Here is a 17,386-nt window from a genome sequence, read left to right on the forward strand (position 1 = left end):
AAGTCAATGTAAAAGCATCGGAATTTCGTAATGCTTTGAATTAAAAAACGCATTTTTATGGAGAAAATCCAAAAAGGATTGTACTTTTCAGCGCTGATCTTTGTTTTGGTCAGCTGTAATTCCAACCAATCTTCTTCCGAACAAACAACCACCGGTGAAACTGCTGCAACTATGGTGAAAGCCCCCTCTTTTAGTGGAGATTCTGCTTACACCTATGTGGAAAAGCAGGTTAAGTTCGGGCCGCGCGTGCCCAATTCTACCGCTCATACGCTTTGCGGCGACTACCTCGTGGCAGAGTTAAAGCGCCTGGGTTGTACCGTGACAGAACAAAAATTTACCGCCACTCATTATGACGGACGTAAGCTGAACGCTCGGAATATCATCGGGAGTATTAATCCGCAAGCCACCAAACGAATCATGTTGGCATCGCATTGGGACAGCCGTCCCGTGGCTGATGAAGATCCCGTCAACAAAACCGGTGCCATCGACGGCGCGAATGACGGTGCGAGTGGGGTAGGAGTATTGCTTGAATTGGCGCGCACAATTCAACAGGCGGCCCAAAAACCGAGCGTCGGCGTAGATCTGATCTTTTTTGATGTAGAAGACGGAGGGAATTCTGCCGTCGCCAAAGATAAATTTACGGGCTTTTGCCTCGGGTCTCAGTACTGGGCGTCCAACAAGCACATTGCCGGTTATTCGGCATATTTTGGCGTTTTGCTCGATATGGTAGGGGCAAAAGGTGCTACTTTTCCAAAAGAAGCTTTTTCGAACCAATATGCCAATGAGATCACCCGCATGATCTGGAATACGGCGAGCCAATTAGGTTACAGTTCTTACTTTGTAGAGCAAGACGGTGCCGCCATTACCGATGATCATTTGCCCGTGAACGAAACCGCCAAAATTCCAATGGTGGATATTATTCATCTTCAACTTAATAATCCCCAAAAAACCTTCTTTGATGATTGGCACACGCACGAAGATGATATGCGTAATATTGATGCCAATACGCTCAAAGCCGTGGGTCAGGTATTGGTGCAGGTACTGTATCAGGAAAGCCTTTAGGCCTACCTTTATCGTTAGAATTTGATTATTATGAACAAAAACAGCTATTATACTGCCCTATCTTTTTTTCTCCTTTTTACCATTACTTCCTGTTCTTCCGCCCCTGAAAAAATTGGAAATTTAGATTTAGTGAAATGGAGAAGTGACCGTGGGGGATGTAAAGACGTCAGAAAAGGGCTTGAAAAAGAATTTGTGAAGGTTCAGAATGAATTTTTGGGGAAGCACATCGACGAGGTAGGATATGCATTAGGTCGTCCGGATATTCAGCAATTAGCTTCCCGCGACCAAAAATTCTACGTTTACTTTTTAGAAAAAGGCGTGCATTGTAATGACATTACCCAAAAATCAGCGGCTCAAAAAGCAATATTGCGTTTCAATGCAGTGGGCCTGCTCTCCGAAATCACCTTTCAGGCACGACCTTTGTAGTAAATAAAATGTCATTTTATTTGTTTATTGTCGGGGCAAAAAATACCGGGCAGTCAACAATTAACTTTAAAATTCGATGCATTTTAAAATTGGCTTTACATTTTTAACGATTCTTTTTGGCGTGTTTGCCGCTAATGCGCAACATCTTCGGCATAAAGGAAGTTTGGGAATTGCTTATACAGAAGCAACCGACTCCCTGATGAGTTTGCAGCATTTACCTGACAGCCGTGGAATCTTAGTAAAAAATGTTGTGCCCGGTTTTACGGCAGCCCAATTGGGTATTCAGTCAGGCGATATTTTGGTTTCCGTTAACGATACTGATTCATTGTACCTGTTTGATTTTCGTAATTTAGAGAAAATGTTGTTTGAGCAGGAGCCGATTTCAATTACCTACATTCGAAACAGAAAAAAAAGCCGCGCTGTTGGATTTGTAGTAGCCGGCCCTAAAGAATCTACCAAAGGAGAAGTTATTTACGGTGAGGTTCCTTATCAACGCGGTTATTTACGTTCCATCGTTCATAAACCGGCAGGAAAAACCCGTTTTCCTGCGGTATTTTATATTCAGGGGCTGGAATGCAATTCTATTGATTTTGCGAACGATTCACTTTCTCCCGTTAAAAAATTGGTTGATGGATGGGTAAAAGCCGGGTACGCCGTTTTTAGAATTGAAAAGCCCGGAGTAGGGGAGAGTGCCGGGACCAAAGATTGCAGCAGACTGAACTTTGAGGAAGAAATGGCGGCTTTTCGTACTGCCTTTTCGTCGTTCAAAGAACTTTCATTTGTTGACAGTAGCCGCGTTTTTTTATTCGGTCATTCGATGGGCGGAACAATGGCGCCTCTGTTAGTAGCTCAATCCGGTTCCAAACCGTTGGGAATTATGGTGTATGGTGCTGTGATAAAGCCCTGGTTTGAGCATATGCTTGACGTTTTTCGCAAACAACCCATGCTGTACAACGAATCTCTGCAATCAATAGAGGTCAATACCCGTATGTTGACGCCCTTGCTGTATGAATGGTTGGTGCAGGGTAAGACGCCAACAGAACTCCTTCAGGAGCCTGACTATGAGGCAATATTGACTTCTAAAGAAAATCCGCTTTCGTTTTATCGAGGCACCTTTTTCGGCCGTCAGTCAACGTATTTTTCGGAATTGCAAAAATACAATCTTGTCCAAGCCTGGGCACAGACGGCAGTACCGACGTTAGCCATGTACGGGGAGTTTGACGGCAAAGCCATTGACCATGAGTCGGCTCAGAACATTGCCCGGATTGTGAATGAAGTGCGTCCCGATCAAGGTACCTATAAATTATTAAAAGAAACGGATCACAATTTTATTCAGTTGTCTTCCTTTAATGAAGCTACGCAATTGCAAAAATCAGGCAAGTATAAAGCGTATGCCAACCGTCATTTTAACGTTGAGATCGTCGAAACAACCGTGCAATGGATGAAGCGGCAGCGTTAAAATGAAAAACGAAAACAAATTGAATACCTATCAAGACATATCGCTTTCAGAAGCTGAAACGATGGCTAAGCAGCCCGGCAGCATTGTAGTGGATGTACGAGAGCCTTGGGAGTTTGAAGAGTTTAACATTGGCGGTATCAATATTCCTTTGGGCGATATTCGGGAGCGCCGCCCGGAATTGCTTCCTTACCAAACCCTCATCGTAGTCTGCACCAATGGCACTCGCTCTCGTGTAGCAGCCAAAGATTATTGCCGTGCCGAAGAATTTCAGACTAAAAATATCTTTCATCTCAAAGGAGGAATTCTGGAAGTGGAAGATTAAGTTAAAATTTGCGGAGTAATTCCAACCATTTCTTCACAAAAAGAGTCTGGGAATAAACTCTATCTCTTATTCCCATGCGAAAAATTATACATCTGCCGGTCTTAGCTCTTCTGTGGCTTTTTTCCTGTCAATCAAATGATTCTGCTGAGTTTAGTATTGAACCCGCGCTCAGGGCTTACAATGACGAAGCTTCATGGGTTAAAATTTCCTATTGCAGCGCTGTTGATTGTGATAAACCTTACAGTGAAGAGCATTATGTTTACAATGCTGCCGGAAAGTTGGTACGTGTCAATTATATGAACCGATTGGCTTCCGGAACACTTGAGCAGGGAGCTTATGTTGAGTATACCTATAACGGAAATGGAGAGTTGACGCGAAAAATACGATATGGTATTTATGGCACCGGTTGGGCACCTTATGATGAATCGGAATATGAGTATGCAGGAGGAGTACTGAAAGAGGAACGGACGTACTTTAATCGGCATAATCCGGAACAAAAAGTATTGACCGGCCGAATCGCTTATGAATTTAAGGATGGAAAAAAAATAGGGCAGAATTATTACGATGATTTCAATAAGCTTTATCGCCGGACAACGTATGAGTATAAAAATAATGTATTGACTCGTGAAACCTGGTATGGTGATAAAGACAATATGCTTCGAATTTTCGAGCACACCTTTGCAGGTAATCGTCGTCAAATTGGTGAGCACATGCCTGATACCCGCAAACAGATCGCATTGATCGAAAAGGCATATGATGCAAAAGGGCGATTGATCACTCAGGAAACAAAAGTGAGTGACCCGCTTCTTTGTGCAATGACCCCGGGAATGGTACGTTACAGCTATTAATGCTCAATGAGCGTGATTTTGAAGATTTTTATTTATTGGGCTTATATGATCTGTCATTTTTATGATACACAAGCATAAAGATGACAGATTTATTATATAACAAGAATTAAAAATCTATTAATTTTGTCGATAAAAACTTGTTTTTTGTCTACAAAAGTGTATTTTTATGAGAAATTTAAAGTTAGGGTAAAGTGGGTATGAACCTGGGTAGTTTTACTGCGCAGGTTCATTTTTTTATTATATATAGGATGTACTCCGGAGATTGTCCTAAACCTGCCTTTTTACCTTTGAGAAAATTATTGATACTTATTGTGCGGTTACTCTTTAACTTAGCCGTATATAGATGACAGTTTTTAAAGCAACAGGCCTCGGTTTACAAAACTATTTACGCCTTATAATGTGTTTTGGAAAAGGGGCGAATGTGAGGACTTATAGAAGCACAAAAACCAGCGTTTTCCGGTTAACGGACGTTCGGTCGGGTTGTGAGCAACCCTCTGCACATTTGATCTGTTTCCTGTGCGGCGGTCGGCGGCTGCTCGCAACCCAACCGGCCATCATACTGTTAGACCAATACCTTTCCTGTAAAACTCGAAAACTTTTCCTTGGCAACTTAAAACGTCAGTTCCTGAACTTTGCTTCTTGAATACAAAGAAGAAGTAGCCATTTTAAGGGTATTTTAAAAAAGATTTTCCCACCGGGATTCCAACTCATCCGGATTTTCAATGGATTTTACAATGCTGGAAAATACCTTTTCGGAATCAAATACATATTGAGCGTGTAAGTTGTCAACTTCTGTCATAAGTTCGTTGATATTGCCTTTGGTGATTTTGGCTACCTCTCTCAAAATGACCTGATTGTAAGCTTTATTAAGACACTGGTCAGAGTTGATTTTACCCAAAAATGTGATAATAAGCCCCAAGGCGTTGATTGTATCGTCGTTGTGATTCATGGTATATTTTAGGGGTGTAGGGCAATGTGATACGTCCTCTTTTTTGAAAGGAGCAAATAGGTCGGCACCTAATTTATACTATTTCGAAAAAAAACCAAAAGCAAGAAGCAACAATTTAGTAAACGGTAAAATGCTGAAAATCAAATTTCTATAACACTTGGCGGACTAAAAGGCATATAAACTGTCATGGATTATGCGACTCCTTTTTGTTCCTGCAAAAATAGTCTGACTGACCAACCGATGTGTGTAGGCCAATTGCCTGTAAAAAGTGCTTTATTTTGATGGCATTTTATTTGAAATAATACATCTTGAGTAGTTTAACGGATTCTTTTCCATCTTGAGTACATGGTTCACACCAAGTACCGACTCCATTAATGGGACCTTCATAAAGCCATTTAAAATGCTTAGAATAAGACCCGTCAGCACTCTTGACCATCAGTGTCTCTTCGGCGGATAGAGTAATGTATAAAAGTAATCCGTTGGGAAAGATGATTTTAAATGCTTTTTGACCATCAGACACATCAATGCCCGCGTATTTTAACTTTAAATGCTTAATGTCTCCTGTTTTTGTTCTGTATGTATAATCAATGGAAGATCTTTTATTACTGCCTACCCAAAAAGAATACGATTCAAAATCCGGAGAATCATAATTGCCATATGAAAAATTTGCTACGCGCCCGTTATTTTGACCAAATCCGGAAAAGATCGAAAGAGTTATCCCGATCAACGAAAAAATGAAATGCTTTTTCATGTTTTATTGGTTAAATTTGAACAGAAATGGTACAGTAAAGTCGCACATCATACGCGTCTAAAAAACCTTGCCACCGCAACATTTTTGTTAATTTTTCCAAAGTTATCGGATAGAGAAGCAATGATTTGAGGACGGTTTAGGTATTGTTTTATAGATTTTAATCTTGCCAACAAAACAGTTACTTATAGGTAAAGATTTTTTGTAAAACGGTTACTTTGGACGTCAGATACTTTATTTTTGTTGGATAATTACAGTGTCGTAGAAATGATTACTGAGATATGAGAACCCCATTGACCTTTTGGCTTGTTGACGACGATAAAGAAGATCTGCATTTATTTAAGGAAGCTTTACAGGAAATATCGGAGCGTACCCAATTTACAGCTTCTATTGATTGTATTGACTTAATGGATATACTTCATCAATCAGAATTGCCTGATGTTCTTTTTTTAGACATAAATATGTCTAAAAAAAATGGGATGGAGTTTCTTGAAGAAATTAAGCAAGATCCTAAACTGAAAGATATCCCTGTTGTGATTTATTCCACTTCCTTACGAAAAGCAGACATTGATCGCGCTTTCAGTCTGGGGGCTCACTTTTATATCACAAAACCTTCCACTTTTGAGGATATAATTGAGGTACTTAGTAAGATGCTTACCATGGACTGGAAATATGGCAAACCTGATATAAATAATTTTTATCTTTGAGTAATAGCCGTCCCACAAACTTACGGTTGACTGAATAAATACCTTAGTATATATAGGCTTTCTACTGCGCTTTTTTCAAGGCTAATGCTGACCTTCATCCTTCAACGTCAAAATCAAAGCGTTTAGAAGCCAATTCAGAGGGGTACGAAATGTGGAATTCTGCCTGTACCGACTAACTCAGTTATATGCTTAATCAAAGTTGCTCCACAAATTTTGCACTTGAGCCATTGGCGTTCATTGTCGGAAAAATAAGCCTAACTGTTGTACCGCTTCCTTCCTGACTTTCAATTTCTACAGTGCTTTGATTGGCTTCCATTAGGTCTTTTACCAGTTTGAGGCCCAACTGTGTTCCGCGTTGCGGTGATTCTTTAAGTGTTTTGGAAAAACCGGCACCGGTATCCTGAATAATTAATTGAACGGTGTTATTTATACTTTGGGTAGCAAGTGTAATATTTCCTCCGGCCGGTGTAAATTTGAGTGAGTTCTGGAGCAGATTTCTAAGAATAATGCGAAAGTGATTTTCGTCGACCGTGACCATAGAATTCTCGTCAATATGCTTGTAGATATGGATACCTTTCACTTCGATGCTTAACTCCAACCATTCCAGCACATCTTCTACGCCGGTTGCAATAGCTACCGGGCGTTTATGGATCGTTATTTTGTCACGTTGAGAAATGGACCAATAAAGCAGATTATCAAGGGAGGAAAGCAAGTTGTTCACCTTAGGCACCTGCTTGGCTAGATTTTCCAACAGCATACCTGAGTTCTTCGGGGGGTGCTGTATGATATCGGTTAAACTCAATTGCAGGTTAATAACGGGCGTTCTCAGATCATGCCCGATAATACCGAGAATGCGGTCTTTATTATCATTAAGGCTCTTTAATTCACTAGCTTGTGTTTTTATTTTCCTGATTTGCAGCGCAATGATGACAACAACAATCGCTAAAATAAATATGATCAGAAAAGTTGCCGTCTGTATTTCACGAGCTTCCCGCAGGCTTTGTGATTTACTTTGATTTTCGAGTTCCTGTATCTTTATCTTTTGAGTGAGTGATTCTTCCTTGAGCTCACTTTCGAAACGTTCCTGACTTGCCGTTAATTCAAAACCATATTTGGCAGAGGACAAACTGTCCTGAATAGACTGTATCTGTTTTGTAAGCGCCAAGGCTTCCCTAAACCGCCCCTGAGATTCTAAGATTTTCTCTTGGTTTATTAAAATCCTTTTTTTTATCCACAGCCTTGCCCCATTTTTGGCATAGTAAAGCGTTTGCTCGTGCGCTTTTTGGGCTTCTTTGTACTTGTGTTGGTGCAGATATATTTCTGTAAGACCGCAATAAGCCATCATTTTGCTCTCATCATTTACAGAGGCCAATATCGCCGGGTTATTTGTTATTAATTGGGCCAACGTAAATGAATGAGAAAAATCTTTGAATTTTAAGTATGTTAAGACTAACTCAGCTAATCGACTATTGTAGCTGAATGCCATTTCGTCTTTGCCCTTAAATTGCATTATTTCCTGAAAATCAGCCTCGATTGCGGTTGGGCGTTTATGAAATAGGTTTAATTCTATATTATTGACCAATGAAGATAAACTATCCTGCTTATTGTTTAAACTCTTTTTAAAAAGAGCTTGCCCCTTTTCTAAATAGGCATAGCCCAACGAATCGTTGCCGTAGTTTTGGTAGAGGAAAGCTAATAATGTGTAGTTGGAGGTGAGATTTTCTTTGGCGTTGTAGTGATTGGCGAATCTCAAATTTTCGTAAATCTGCCGGATCGTTGCGATATGATTTGCCCTCAGGCCGGTCGCTATTGATTTTCCCGAATAGATCACAGCCAAAGCATAGCCGGTCTTTCCAATGTTGGTATTTTGGTGGTGTTTCCACCCCCAATTCCAGGATTTTCGCAAAATACCGGCAGCTTTGTCAAATTGGCCTTTGGAGCGAAAATACAGCCCCCAATGTCTATATAGCTCGGAATGGTAGGTAGTGATCCCATTTTTTCTCGCCAGTTGCAGCCCTTTTTGTACATATAGCAAACTGCTGTCGGGTTTACCCTGAAACCGAAAGTGTTGTGCCAACTCACAGTATATTCGAATGCGAGTTGTGTCGTGTTGTGCAGTATGAGGTTGTTTCTCTAATGGATTTGAAGCATTAACTACCGGCAATAAGCTACTTAATGTCGTAATCAGCACCCAAAAGAATAATGAATGAGCGGTCATTGGTTAATGGTTTCTACGGCTTTACATCTGCTCTGATTTTCAATTGAAGTGAAGATATCTTCGCTTGCCTCAGTCATTGGTGGTAACAATCAGGAGCATAATTTAAGTTTAAAAGCGAGTGTATAAAAAGCACAATGTGGATATTCATCCATTGCTGATTGTTGTAATTAATGAATATAAACCCCTGATTAATAAATTTAGCTAAATAAAGGCTTCTTACCATATTTTTATGCAGACCCTTATTTTGTCTATATGAACCTAAGATTTTTTACTATAAATGAATTGATGAAGCCGATCTTTTATATACCAAAAATAATATATGTCGGAAACGACCGGCAGTTGGTTCAGGCGAGGTAGTTATGTTTGAATTTCAACTGATTTTTCGTGGCCAAACCATAAAATTTTAAGGAAAACCCAATGAATTTGAGAAAGTTGCCATTCTTCTTTTTTGATTGTTGAAAATAATTGTTTTTGTAAGTGGCTGTTTTGTAACGATTTGTAAAATAATTGTCAAAGATTATAGAAAAAAAACAACTCGGCTAAATCTAATCAAAAGTAGAATCCCGTAAGTCTGTTTGTAATTCAAGTTACACATACTAACCAATTGTAAATACAAATTCTTATTCAAAACAATCATGAAAAAAGTCGTAATGTTATTCGTCTCAGCGTTGTTTATTAACGCATCTTTTGCCCAAGGTAAAATGGAAAAAACGGTAGAAGTAGGTGGCGCTCCCATGTATCCTTCTAAAAACATCATCGAAAATGCCGTTAATTCCAAAGACCACACTACCTTGGTAGCAGCCGTGAAAGCCGCCGGGTTGGTTGAAACGTTGCAAGGTGCCGGTCCATTCACCGTATTTGCTCCAACCAACGAAGCTTTTGACAAATTGCCAAAAGGAACGGTTGAAACATTGGTAAAACCTGAAAGCAAAGCTACACTTACTAAAATCCTGACTTACCACGTAGTGGCAGGTAAAATGGATAGCAAAACAATTGCCAAAGCGATCAAAGACGGCAACGGTACTGCTACGTTGAAAACGGTACAGGGCGGTACACTTAAAGCCATGATGAAAGGCAATAAGTTGGTCTTGACTGACGAAAAAGGTGGAATGTCAACAGTGACCATCAAAGACGTTTACCAAAGCAATGGCGTGATTCACGTGATTGATACAGTGGTGATGCCATAACAAAATTAAAGTCAGGCAGAAGGCGGTTGGTGGTTCAGTTCATCAGCCGTTTTTTGTTTCTAAATCATCCTCTTTTAAAGTCATGGCGACCAAAATTATCTACAAGCATCCGTTAGCCGCTCGTTGGATGCACTGGATCAACTTTCCGGTATTGACCATCATGATCTGGAGTGGAACGCTGATCTACTGGGCCAATGATGTTTATGCGCTTCAGGTTGGTAATTTTATGCTGTTTAAATTTTATCCCGAAGGATTTTATAAATGGTTTAATATACCTTATCGTTTGGGAGATGGCATGGCGTATCATTTCGTGTTTATGTGGCTGTTTATGCTCAATGGATTGTTGTATGTTCTTTATACTTTCATTTCGGGAGAATGGCGTTATTTGGTTCCCCAAAAAGGCGCGTTGAAGGAAAGTTGGCAAGTGGTTTTGCACGATCTGGGAATTCGAAAAGAGCTGCCTTCGCAAACCAAATACAACGCCGCCCAACGCGTAGCTTACAGCGCCATCATTGTGATGGGAGTGGGCAGCGTGATTACGGGCTTTGCGATCTATAAACCCATTCAGGTAGGTTGGCTCACCGCACTTTGCGGAGGATACGAAGCTGCTCGTGCCGAGCATTTTATCCTGACGGTGGGTTACGTTTTGTTCTTCTTTATTCATTTGGTACAGGTCATTCGGGCGGGTTGGAACAACTTTCGGGGAATGGTCGCAGGTTTTGAAATTGTGCGTGAAAAAGACAAATCCTAAAAGCCATGAAAGAAATAAAAATACAGGACCGGGAAATAAAGAAATATACCCGGCGAAGCTGGCTGTCGTTTGTGAAGTTTTTTGCCCTGACGGGCATTGGGTTTGCGGGCTGGCGTTGGTTGTATACGCAGCCGCTGGATGGAGGCATTTTGGGTGGTATACCTGAGCCGTTGCGTAAAGGATTGGAGATCAACGAAAAATTGTTTAAAACTACCTTCAATTCGGCAAGATTGGTAAAAGAATATGCCAAAAGTGATGCTGCCAAAAAAGTGCGCGTAAACGGTGATGTAGGATTGGATACCGAACTCTTTGAGCCTAAAAAATGGACACTGGAAATTCAAAAAGCAGTCGGTAAAACGGTTTCGGTCAAGCTGGAAGAGTTAATGAAATTGCCTAAAACCGAAGTGGTCTATAATTTCAAATGCATTGAAGGATGGAGTCAGGTCAGTTGGTGGGGAGGAGTGCGCTTCGCTGATTTTGCCAACCATTTTGGCTTGGAAAAAGAACTCCTGATGAACTACGTAGGGATGAGCACGCCCGATTTTGATTACTATGTAGGCATTGACATGGAAAGTGCGCTGCATCCGCAAACCATCTTGGCCTACGAAATGAACGGAAAACCCCTGCCGATGCAACACGGCTACCCTTTACGACTGATCATTCCCGTGAAATATGGTGTGAAAAGCCTCAAACGAATTGGCAGTATTTATTTTGATAATGAAAAGCCAAGCGATTATTGGGCCGAACGTGGTTATGATTACTACATCGGACTCTAAAACAGGCTTCCCTGCAATCCTCCTTTTTCAAATTCGATCAGCCATTTTTTGCGCCAAAGTCCACCTGCGTAGCCCGTAAGCGAGCCGTCTGAGCCAATGATACGATGGCACGGAATGACCAGCCAAACAGGATTTTTACCATTTGCGGCGGCCACGGCGCGAATGGCTTTTTCGTCGCCCAAACGGCGGGAGAGCTCCAGGTACGACATTGTACGTCCGAAGGGCACGTTAAGTAATTCTTCCCACACTCTTTTTTGAAAATCAGTTCCCTGCGGATTGAGCGGAAAATCGAACGTTGTTCGTAATCCTTTAAAGTAATCAGATAATTGACGGATGGCAGGTGCCAGATCTTCAGGAATGGGATCGTTGGAGAGAGGTACGTTGCCATCTTTGATGCTCAGAACCTGAATGCCGTGCGTATCGCCTTCCATGTAAGCAATACCCAACGGTGTTTGCAAATATGCAACAGACATGGGGTTGATTTGATAAATTTTAAATAAAAGTAGGAAGTTTTTGTACGGAATCGTAATTTTGCGGCGAATTTTTTAAACAACCAAATATGACTGCTGTTGTCGAAACGGCCGGTTCGTTGGCCGACCGTATTAATGCGCTTGAAGAATCCTCTACGCTGGGAATGACAAAAAAAGCGCGTGAATTGGCCGCCCAAGGCCATAAAGTGATTAGCTTGAGCGTCGGTGAGCCCGATTTCAAGACACCTAAGCACATTTGCGAAGCTGCCAAGCAGGCCATTGACGAAGGCTACCACGGGTATTCGCCCGTTGCCGGCTATGCTGATCTGCGCAAAGCGATCGCTGATAAGTTCAAGAACGAGAATAATCTTAATTGGAAAGCCGAAAATATTGTGGTTTCGACAGGCGCTAAGCATTCGTTGGCAAATGTGATCCAAGTGTTGGTGAATCCCGGTGACGAAGTAATTATTTTGTCGCCGTACTGGGTAAGCTATTCCGAAATGGTTAAGCTGGCTGAAGGGAAATCCGTAATTGTTGAAGGCAGCTTTGAAAACGATTTTAAAGTAACACCTGAACAACTGGCAGAAGCCATGACCGAGCGTACGCGCATTGTCATGTTTGCTTCTCCCAACAACCCTACCGGTTCGGTGTATTCAGAAACCGAATTACGCGCGTTGGCTGCCATCGTTGAAAAACATGAAAACGTGTATGTGTTGGCCGACGAAATATATGAATATATCAATTTTACGCCAAATGGCCATTTCAGCATCGGTTCTATCCCCGAAATCCACGACCGTGTTATTACGGTCAATGGAGTGGCTAAGGGATATGCCATGACCGGCTGGCGGATCGGGTACATTGGTGCCGCTAAATGGATCGCCGACGGCGTGGAAAAATTGCAGGGACAGGTAACTTCCGGAACAGGCTCGATCTCTCAACGCGCCGCTTTGGCCGCGATTTCAGGACCGAAAGACTGTGCAAAAGAAATGTGCGAAGCGTACGAGCGTCGTAGAAATCTGGTAGTGGGCTTGCTGAAAGAGATTCCCGGTTTTAAAGTAAACATGCCCGAAGGCGCTTTTTACGCATTTCCTGATATCAGCTATTATTTCGGTAAGTCAGACGGCACAACAGTTATCAAAGATTCCGATGATTTCTGTACTTGGTTGCTCAACGAGTCGTACGTGGCAACGGTGGCAGGTTCCGGTTTTGGTGCTCCTAACTGCATGCGTATCTCAACGGCAGCTTCCGACGAAAATCTGATTGAAGCCTGTCGCCGTATCAAAGAAGCGGTAGCGAAATTGAAATAATGATTCTATTCTGTAGAGACGCTGATGCGGCGTCTCTACAATTTTCTACACCAATTCCTTCTTATATTCTCTTGGGGTTTTCCCCGTTACTGACTTAAACGTTTTGGTAAAATGCGACAGGTTGTTGAAACCGTTGGCATAACACACATCCGTTACCGACTGGTTTTGGGTAAACATCTTACAGGCCTGCTTTACCCGATATTCATTGACAAAATCAGTAAAGGTCATTTGCGTAATTTTTTTAAAATAACGACAAAACGAAGGAATCGTCAGGTTAGCCAAATTGGCGATGGTCTGTAAATCAATCTCTTTTTGATAATTTTTTTCGACAAAGGCGTAGATCTGACGAATGCGGGCTTCTTCGCGATGGCTGTGCTCGTAAGAAATCCCGTTTGTTTTTAAAACCGTATAGTCTTTTGTAACGGCCAATTCCTGTAAAATAAGCAACAATTGGATCAGGCGGTCAAAGTGATTGAGCGACGGCATTCTCAGCATTTGAGCCGCAACGTGCTGTCGGGTCTTCCCGTGGAAATTAAGCCCTTGTTTCGACAACTCAAAAAGGCGCTTGACGTCGTGGAGTTCGGGGCTTTGCAGAAATAATTCTCCCAGAAAGTCATCTCGTAATTGGATAACGATTTCCTCGTGTTCGTTGTCGGCGCCGTAGCCAAAATTAAGGTGCGGAACGTTGGGGCCGATAAACATCAATGCCCCCTCTTCAAAATGCGAAAGGTGTTGGCCGATGTGTCGTTTGCCGGAGCCTTTATGAATGTATACAATCTCATACTCGGGATGTTGATGCCAAAAAAAACGGTCTTCGTGCGAGCGCCAATGCAATAATTTAAAAGAACTGCCTTTGTCGGGCGTAATATTCTCGTACTCGGTTTTCATGCTTGATTGTCGTGTATTGATGCACAAATATGGCCAAAATGTTAAATCAGAACAAATTAAGGAAAAAAGGGTATAATTATTTGGGGAAAGAAATTGAGACATTTGTACTTTATCAGAGAAGCAATTCAAGACTTTTCTCACAATAAACCTATGATATTATTGGGAAAGCGGCAATAGCCGCTTTCTTATTTTTAGTTAGATTCATATTTGGTTGTTAGGTAGCCTGCGCGTATATTTGTAAACGTTCGAAAAGTGGCTCCACTTTCCGAACGGCCGTTTCGGATTTTTGTCTCTCTTTGCTACGCTGTTTTTTTAGTATGAAAGTCGCTACTACCCAACCTTTTTCGATCGTTTATTCGCTTTTTCAACATGAATATTTGGGGTATTTATTCGGTTCATATGTAGTCCAAGTCAATAGTAAAGGTGAATTAACCTTGCTGAATCAGATCGTTTCGACCAAAAATGTGGCTGAATTTTCGAAGGGACTGGATGAAAATGATTTTGAATTGGTCAAAGCCATCGAGGCAATACAGCAGGACACCATTCTGAAAAAATTCAATCCCAAAAAGCTTCGTGCGCTTGATTTTTTTCTGAAAGTATATGATCCCCAAAAAGGAGATAAACTGATACAGGAGGCCATTGCGGGCTACATCGAAAAATGGAAAATAGAAATTCTGGAGCGACTGAAAAGCAAGGATTTATACGTAATGGGCTCCGACGGAAATCCTGCCTGGACGCAGATTCAGTGGATGCCCGAACGTGCCAAGGTCTATTTCCATTTTAAACGAAACGAAGAAAATACGCATTATTATCCTAATATAAAATACAACGGCGAGCGCCTTCACATTCGAAATCAAAATGCCTTATTGGTTTGTGATGAACCCGCTTGGCTGTTAATACAAGACAAACTGTATCATTTTGACCGTCATGTGGATGGTAAAAAAATTCGGCCGTTTTTGACCAAACCTCAGATCATTATTCCACGTACGGTTGAAGAGCAGTACTTTCAACGATTTGTGGTGCCTTTGGTTGCTTCCTACGAAGTGTATGCCGAAGGATTTGACATAAAATACGAGACCGCCGAGTTGCTTCCCATTCTGAATTTGACGGAGTTAACTTCAACGGCTGCCAATAACCCAACGCTTTTTGAAACAACGGAAGAAGACAACGCAATGACAACGGAAGATTCGTCGCAGGTGGTGTTGGAATTGTCGTTTCGTTACGGAAATTTCACGTTTAAGTTTGACAATTTTGCCGCTAATGCCAATGTAAGTTTAGAGAAGAACGGCGATTCTTACATTTTTCACAAGGTCAGAAGGGATTTAAGGATCGAAAAAGCAAAGGTTTTATTGCTCAAAGGACTAGGCCTTGAAATGCAGCAGGGGCGTAAAAAGCTCTCTAAAAGTGAAGCCTTTGAGTGGTTGAGAATCAATCATTTTACGTTAAAGGAGGCAGGAGTTCAGGTTCGTCAAAATACCGAAAACGGCAAGCAGTATTTTCTGGGTTATTCGTCGATTGATATTTCGTTTGAAGAAGGGCGGGACTGGTTCGATATTTATGCCAAGGTGCGTTTCGGAGAGTTTGAAATCCCGTTTATCAAGCTAAAGAACCTAATTCTGGCTCGCAAAAGAGAATTTACTTTACCCAATGGCGAAATAGCCATCATCCCCGAAGCATGGTTAACTACTTATTCTGAATTGTTTGCGTTTGCAGAATACGACCCTGACAGTCAGCAGTTTTTGTTGCGTAAACACCATTTGGCGCTTGTTCAGGAATTCGCAGAAGATAGCCTGGCCAAGGTCATTATGAGCCGAAAACTGGAGCAACTGCGGGATTTTAAAGAGATCGATGAAAATCCTTTGCCAAAAGGGTTCACGGGTACGTTACGACCTTACCAAAAAGCAGGGTATGATTGGATCAATTTTCTGAGTAATTACCGTTTTGGCGGTTGTTTGGCCGATGATATGGGGCTGGGAAAAACCGTTACGACATTGGCAATGCTTCAATACCAAAAAGAAAAAGGTGCAAATCGCCCTTCGTTGCTGGTGATGCCGACGTCTTTGTTGTACAATTGGCAACTGGAAGCGCGGCGCTTTACACCCGAATTGCGCGTTTTGATCTATACCGGCACCTACCGCGATAAAAATCCCCGGCAGTTTGACGGATATGATTTGATCTTGACCTCGTATGGCATTGTGCGCATTGACATTGATATGCTGAGATCATATCCGTTTCATTACATCATTTTGGATGAGTCACAGGCCATTAAGAATCCGTCTTCGCATATTACGAAAGCAGTAATGCAACTGGAAGCCCGACATCGATTGATCCTGACAGGTACGCCGCTCGAAAATACAACGATGGATTTGTGGGCGCAAATGTCATTCGTTAATCCCGGCTTGTTGGGAAGTCAATCGTATTTCAGGTCACATTTTCAGATACCAATTGAGAAGCATAACGACGAAAAACGTTCTCAAAAACTGTTTGCACTGATCAAACCCTTTTTGCTGCGTCGTCATAAGTCGCAGGTAGCTTTAGATTTGCCGCCCAAGGTAGAAAGTATTCATTATTGCGACATGGCAGAGGAACAGGAGCAGCGCTACGAAGAAACCAAGTCGTATTATCGCAACTTTATTTTGGAACAAATTGAAGAAGAAGGCATTGCCAAATCACAGATCGTGGTGTTGCAGGGATTGACCAAATTACGGCAATTGGCCAATCACCCGCGTATGATCGATGACGAATACGAAGGCGAATCAGGGAAATTGGAAGAGATACAGGCAAAACTGGAAGAATTGTTGGCAGGAGACCATAAGGTGTTGATATTCAGTCAATTTATTCGACACCTTACTATTCTGCGACGCTATTTGGACGAGCGGAAAATTCGTTATGCCTACTTGGACGGCTCAACCACCGACCGCCAAGAGCAGGTAGAACTTTTTCAGGAAAACGACGAAATCAAGATATTTCTTATCTCGCTCCGTGCCGGTGGCCTTGGTCTGAATTTGACTGCTGCCGACTATGTCTTTATTTTAGATCCTTGGTGGAATCCCGCCATTGAAGCGCAGGCCATTGACCGCGCGCACCGAATCGGACAGCAACGAACCGTTTTTACCTATAAATTCATTACAAAAAACTCCGTTGAAGAGAAAATACTGGATCTTCAACGCAGTAAACAAAAGCTCTTTAACGAACTGATCACTACGGAAGAAAGCTTTGTAAAATCGTTGACGAAAGAAGATATTATAGACTTGTTGGCGTAATACAT

Annotated in this window: 16 protein-coding genes; 11 read left to right on the plus strand and 5 right to left on the minus strand. The window is 41.8% G+C overall.

What is annotated here, in order from left to right; genetic code table 11:
* Positions 1 to 57 precede the first annotated feature (57 nt).
* The 5 genes from ACQY73_RS33870 to ACQY73_RS33890 all read left to right on the plus strand — a co-directional run bounded on the left by ACQY73_RS33870 (position 58) and on the right by ACQY73_RS33890 (position 4,117).
* Positions 58 to 1,062: a M28 family peptidase gene (locus tag ACQY73_RS33870; RefSeq protein WP_428659193.1), complete on the plus strand. Its 1,005-nt coding sequence runs from the start codon at positions 58 to 60 to the stop codon at positions 1,060 to 1,062.
* 30 nt (positions 1,063 to 1,092) lie between these two features.
* Complete coding sequence (locus ACQY73_RS33875) at positions 1,093 to 1,488, plus strand: hypothetical protein (protein ID WP_428659196.1); 396 nt, start codon at positions 1,093 to 1,095, stop codon at positions 1,486 to 1,488.
* 76 nt (positions 1,489 to 1,564) lie between these two features.
* On the plus strand, positions 1,565 to 2,947 hold the full coding sequence (locus ACQY73_RS33880; RefSeq protein WP_428659199.1) for an alpha/beta fold hydrolase: 1,383 nt from the start codon (positions 1,565 to 1,567) through the stop codon (positions 2,945 to 2,947).
* A gap of 1 nt (position 2,948) precedes the next feature.
* The gene (locus ACQY73_RS33885; RefSeq protein ID WP_428659202.1) at positions 2,949 to 3,269 is read left to right on the plus strand and encodes a rhodanese-like domain-containing protein; all 321 of its coding nucleotides are present in this window, start codon (positions 2,949 to 2,951) and stop codon (positions 3,267 to 3,269) included.
* A 74-nt stretch (positions 3,270 to 3,343) separates the two neighbouring features.
* Positions 3,344 to 4,117 (plus strand): hypothetical protein, encoded by a 774-nt coding sequence (locus ACQY73_RS33890; protein ID WP_428659205.1) that lies wholly within the window; start codon positions 3,344 to 3,346, stop codon positions 4,115 to 4,117.
* Between the two features lie 676 nt (positions 4,118 to 4,793).
* Here ACQY73_RS33890 and ACQY73_RS33895 read toward each other — a convergent pair.
* Complete coding sequence (locus ACQY73_RS33895; protein ID WP_428659208.1) at positions 4,794 to 5,066, minus strand: hypothetical protein; 273 nt, start codon at positions 5,064 to 5,066, stop codon at positions 4,794 to 4,796.
* A 289-nt stretch (positions 5,067 to 5,355) separates the two neighbouring features.
* On the minus strand, positions 5,356 to 5,817 hold the full coding sequence (locus ACQY73_RS33900) for a hypothetical protein (protein ID WP_428659211.1): 462 nt from the start codon (positions 5,815 to 5,817) through the stop codon (positions 5,356 to 5,358).
* Between the two features lie 278 nt (positions 5,818 to 6,095).
* Here ACQY73_RS33900 and ACQY73_RS33905 point away from each other — a divergent pair, with 278 nt between their 5' ends.
* Positions 6,096 to 6,521: a response regulator gene (locus ACQY73_RS33905; RefSeq protein ID WP_428659214.1), complete on the plus strand. Its 426-nt coding sequence runs from the start codon at positions 6,096 to 6,098 to the stop codon at positions 6,519 to 6,521.
* 193 nt (positions 6,522 to 6,714) lie between these two features.
* Here ACQY73_RS33905 and ACQY73_RS33910 read toward each other — a convergent pair whose 3' ends face one another.
* Complete coding sequence (locus ACQY73_RS33910) at positions 6,715 to 8,739, minus strand: tetratricopeptide repeat-containing sensor histidine kinase (protein WP_428659217.1); 2,025 nt, start codon at positions 8,737 to 8,739, stop codon at positions 6,715 to 6,717.
* A 635-nt stretch (positions 8,740 to 9,374) separates the two neighbouring features.
* Here ACQY73_RS33910 and ACQY73_RS33915 point away from each other — a divergent pair.
* The 3 genes from ACQY73_RS33915 to ACQY73_RS33925 all read left to right on the plus strand — a co-directional run bounded on the left by ACQY73_RS33915 (position 9,375) and on the right by ACQY73_RS33925 (position 11,453).
* Positions 9,375 to 9,926 carry a fasciclin domain-containing protein gene (locus ACQY73_RS33915; RefSeq protein WP_428659219.1) on the plus strand — a complete coding sequence of 184 codons (552 nt, stop codon included), beginning with the start codon at positions 9,375 to 9,377 and terminating at the stop codon, positions 9,924 to 9,926.
* 82 nt (positions 9,927 to 10,008) lie between these two features.
* Positions 10,009 to 10,677: a cytochrome b/b6 domain-containing protein gene (locus ACQY73_RS33920; protein WP_428659221.1), complete on the plus strand. Its 669-nt coding sequence runs from the start codon at positions 10,009 to 10,011 to the stop codon at positions 10,675 to 10,677.
* 5 nt (positions 10,678 to 10,682) lie between these two features.
* A complete protein-coding gene (locus ACQY73_RS33925) occupies positions 10,683 to 11,453 on the plus strand; it encodes a molybdopterin-dependent oxidoreductase (protein ID WP_428659223.1) in 771 nt (256 codons plus the stop codon).
* Here ACQY73_RS33925 and ACQY73_RS33930 read toward each other — a convergent pair.
* Positions 11,450 to 11,926 carry a methylated-DNA--[protein]-cysteine S-methyltransferase gene (locus ACQY73_RS33930; RefSeq protein ID WP_428659225.1) on the minus strand — a complete coding sequence of 159 codons (477 nt, stop codon included), beginning with the start codon at positions 11,924 to 11,926 and terminating at the stop codon, positions 11,450 to 11,452. The genes ACQY73_RS33925 and ACQY73_RS33930 overlap by 4 nt on opposite strands.
* 86 nt (positions 11,927 to 12,012) lie before the next feature.
* Between ACQY73_RS33930 and ACQY73_RS33935 the strand changes: the two genes are divergently transcribed.
* A complete protein-coding gene (locus tag ACQY73_RS33935) occupies positions 12,013 to 13,230 on the plus strand; it encodes a pyridoxal phosphate-dependent aminotransferase (protein ID WP_428659227.1) in 1,218 nt (405 codons plus the stop codon).
* Between the two features lie 45 nt (positions 13,231 to 13,275).
* Here ACQY73_RS33935 and ACQY73_RS33940 read toward each other — a convergent pair whose 3' ends face one another.
* Complete coding sequence (locus ACQY73_RS33940; protein WP_428659230.1) at positions 13,276 to 14,118, minus strand: AraC family transcriptional regulator; 843 nt, start codon at positions 14,116 to 14,118, stop codon at positions 13,276 to 13,278.
* Positions 14,119 to 14,435: 317 nt separating this feature from the next.
* On the opposite strand from ACQY73_RS33940, the gene ACQY73_RS33945 reads away from it, so the two are divergent.
* On the plus strand, positions 14,436 to 17,381 hold the full coding sequence (locus ACQY73_RS33945; RefSeq protein WP_428659233.1) for a DEAD/DEAH box helicase: 2,946 nt from the start codon (positions 14,436 to 14,438) through the stop codon (positions 17,379 to 17,381).
* Positions 17,382 to 17,386: the final 5 nt, after the last annotated feature.

This window comes from Runella sp. (genome assembly GCF_965279615.1).
Taxonomy (GTDB): Bacteria; Bacteroidota; Bacteroidia; order Cytophagales; family Spirosomataceae; genus Runella.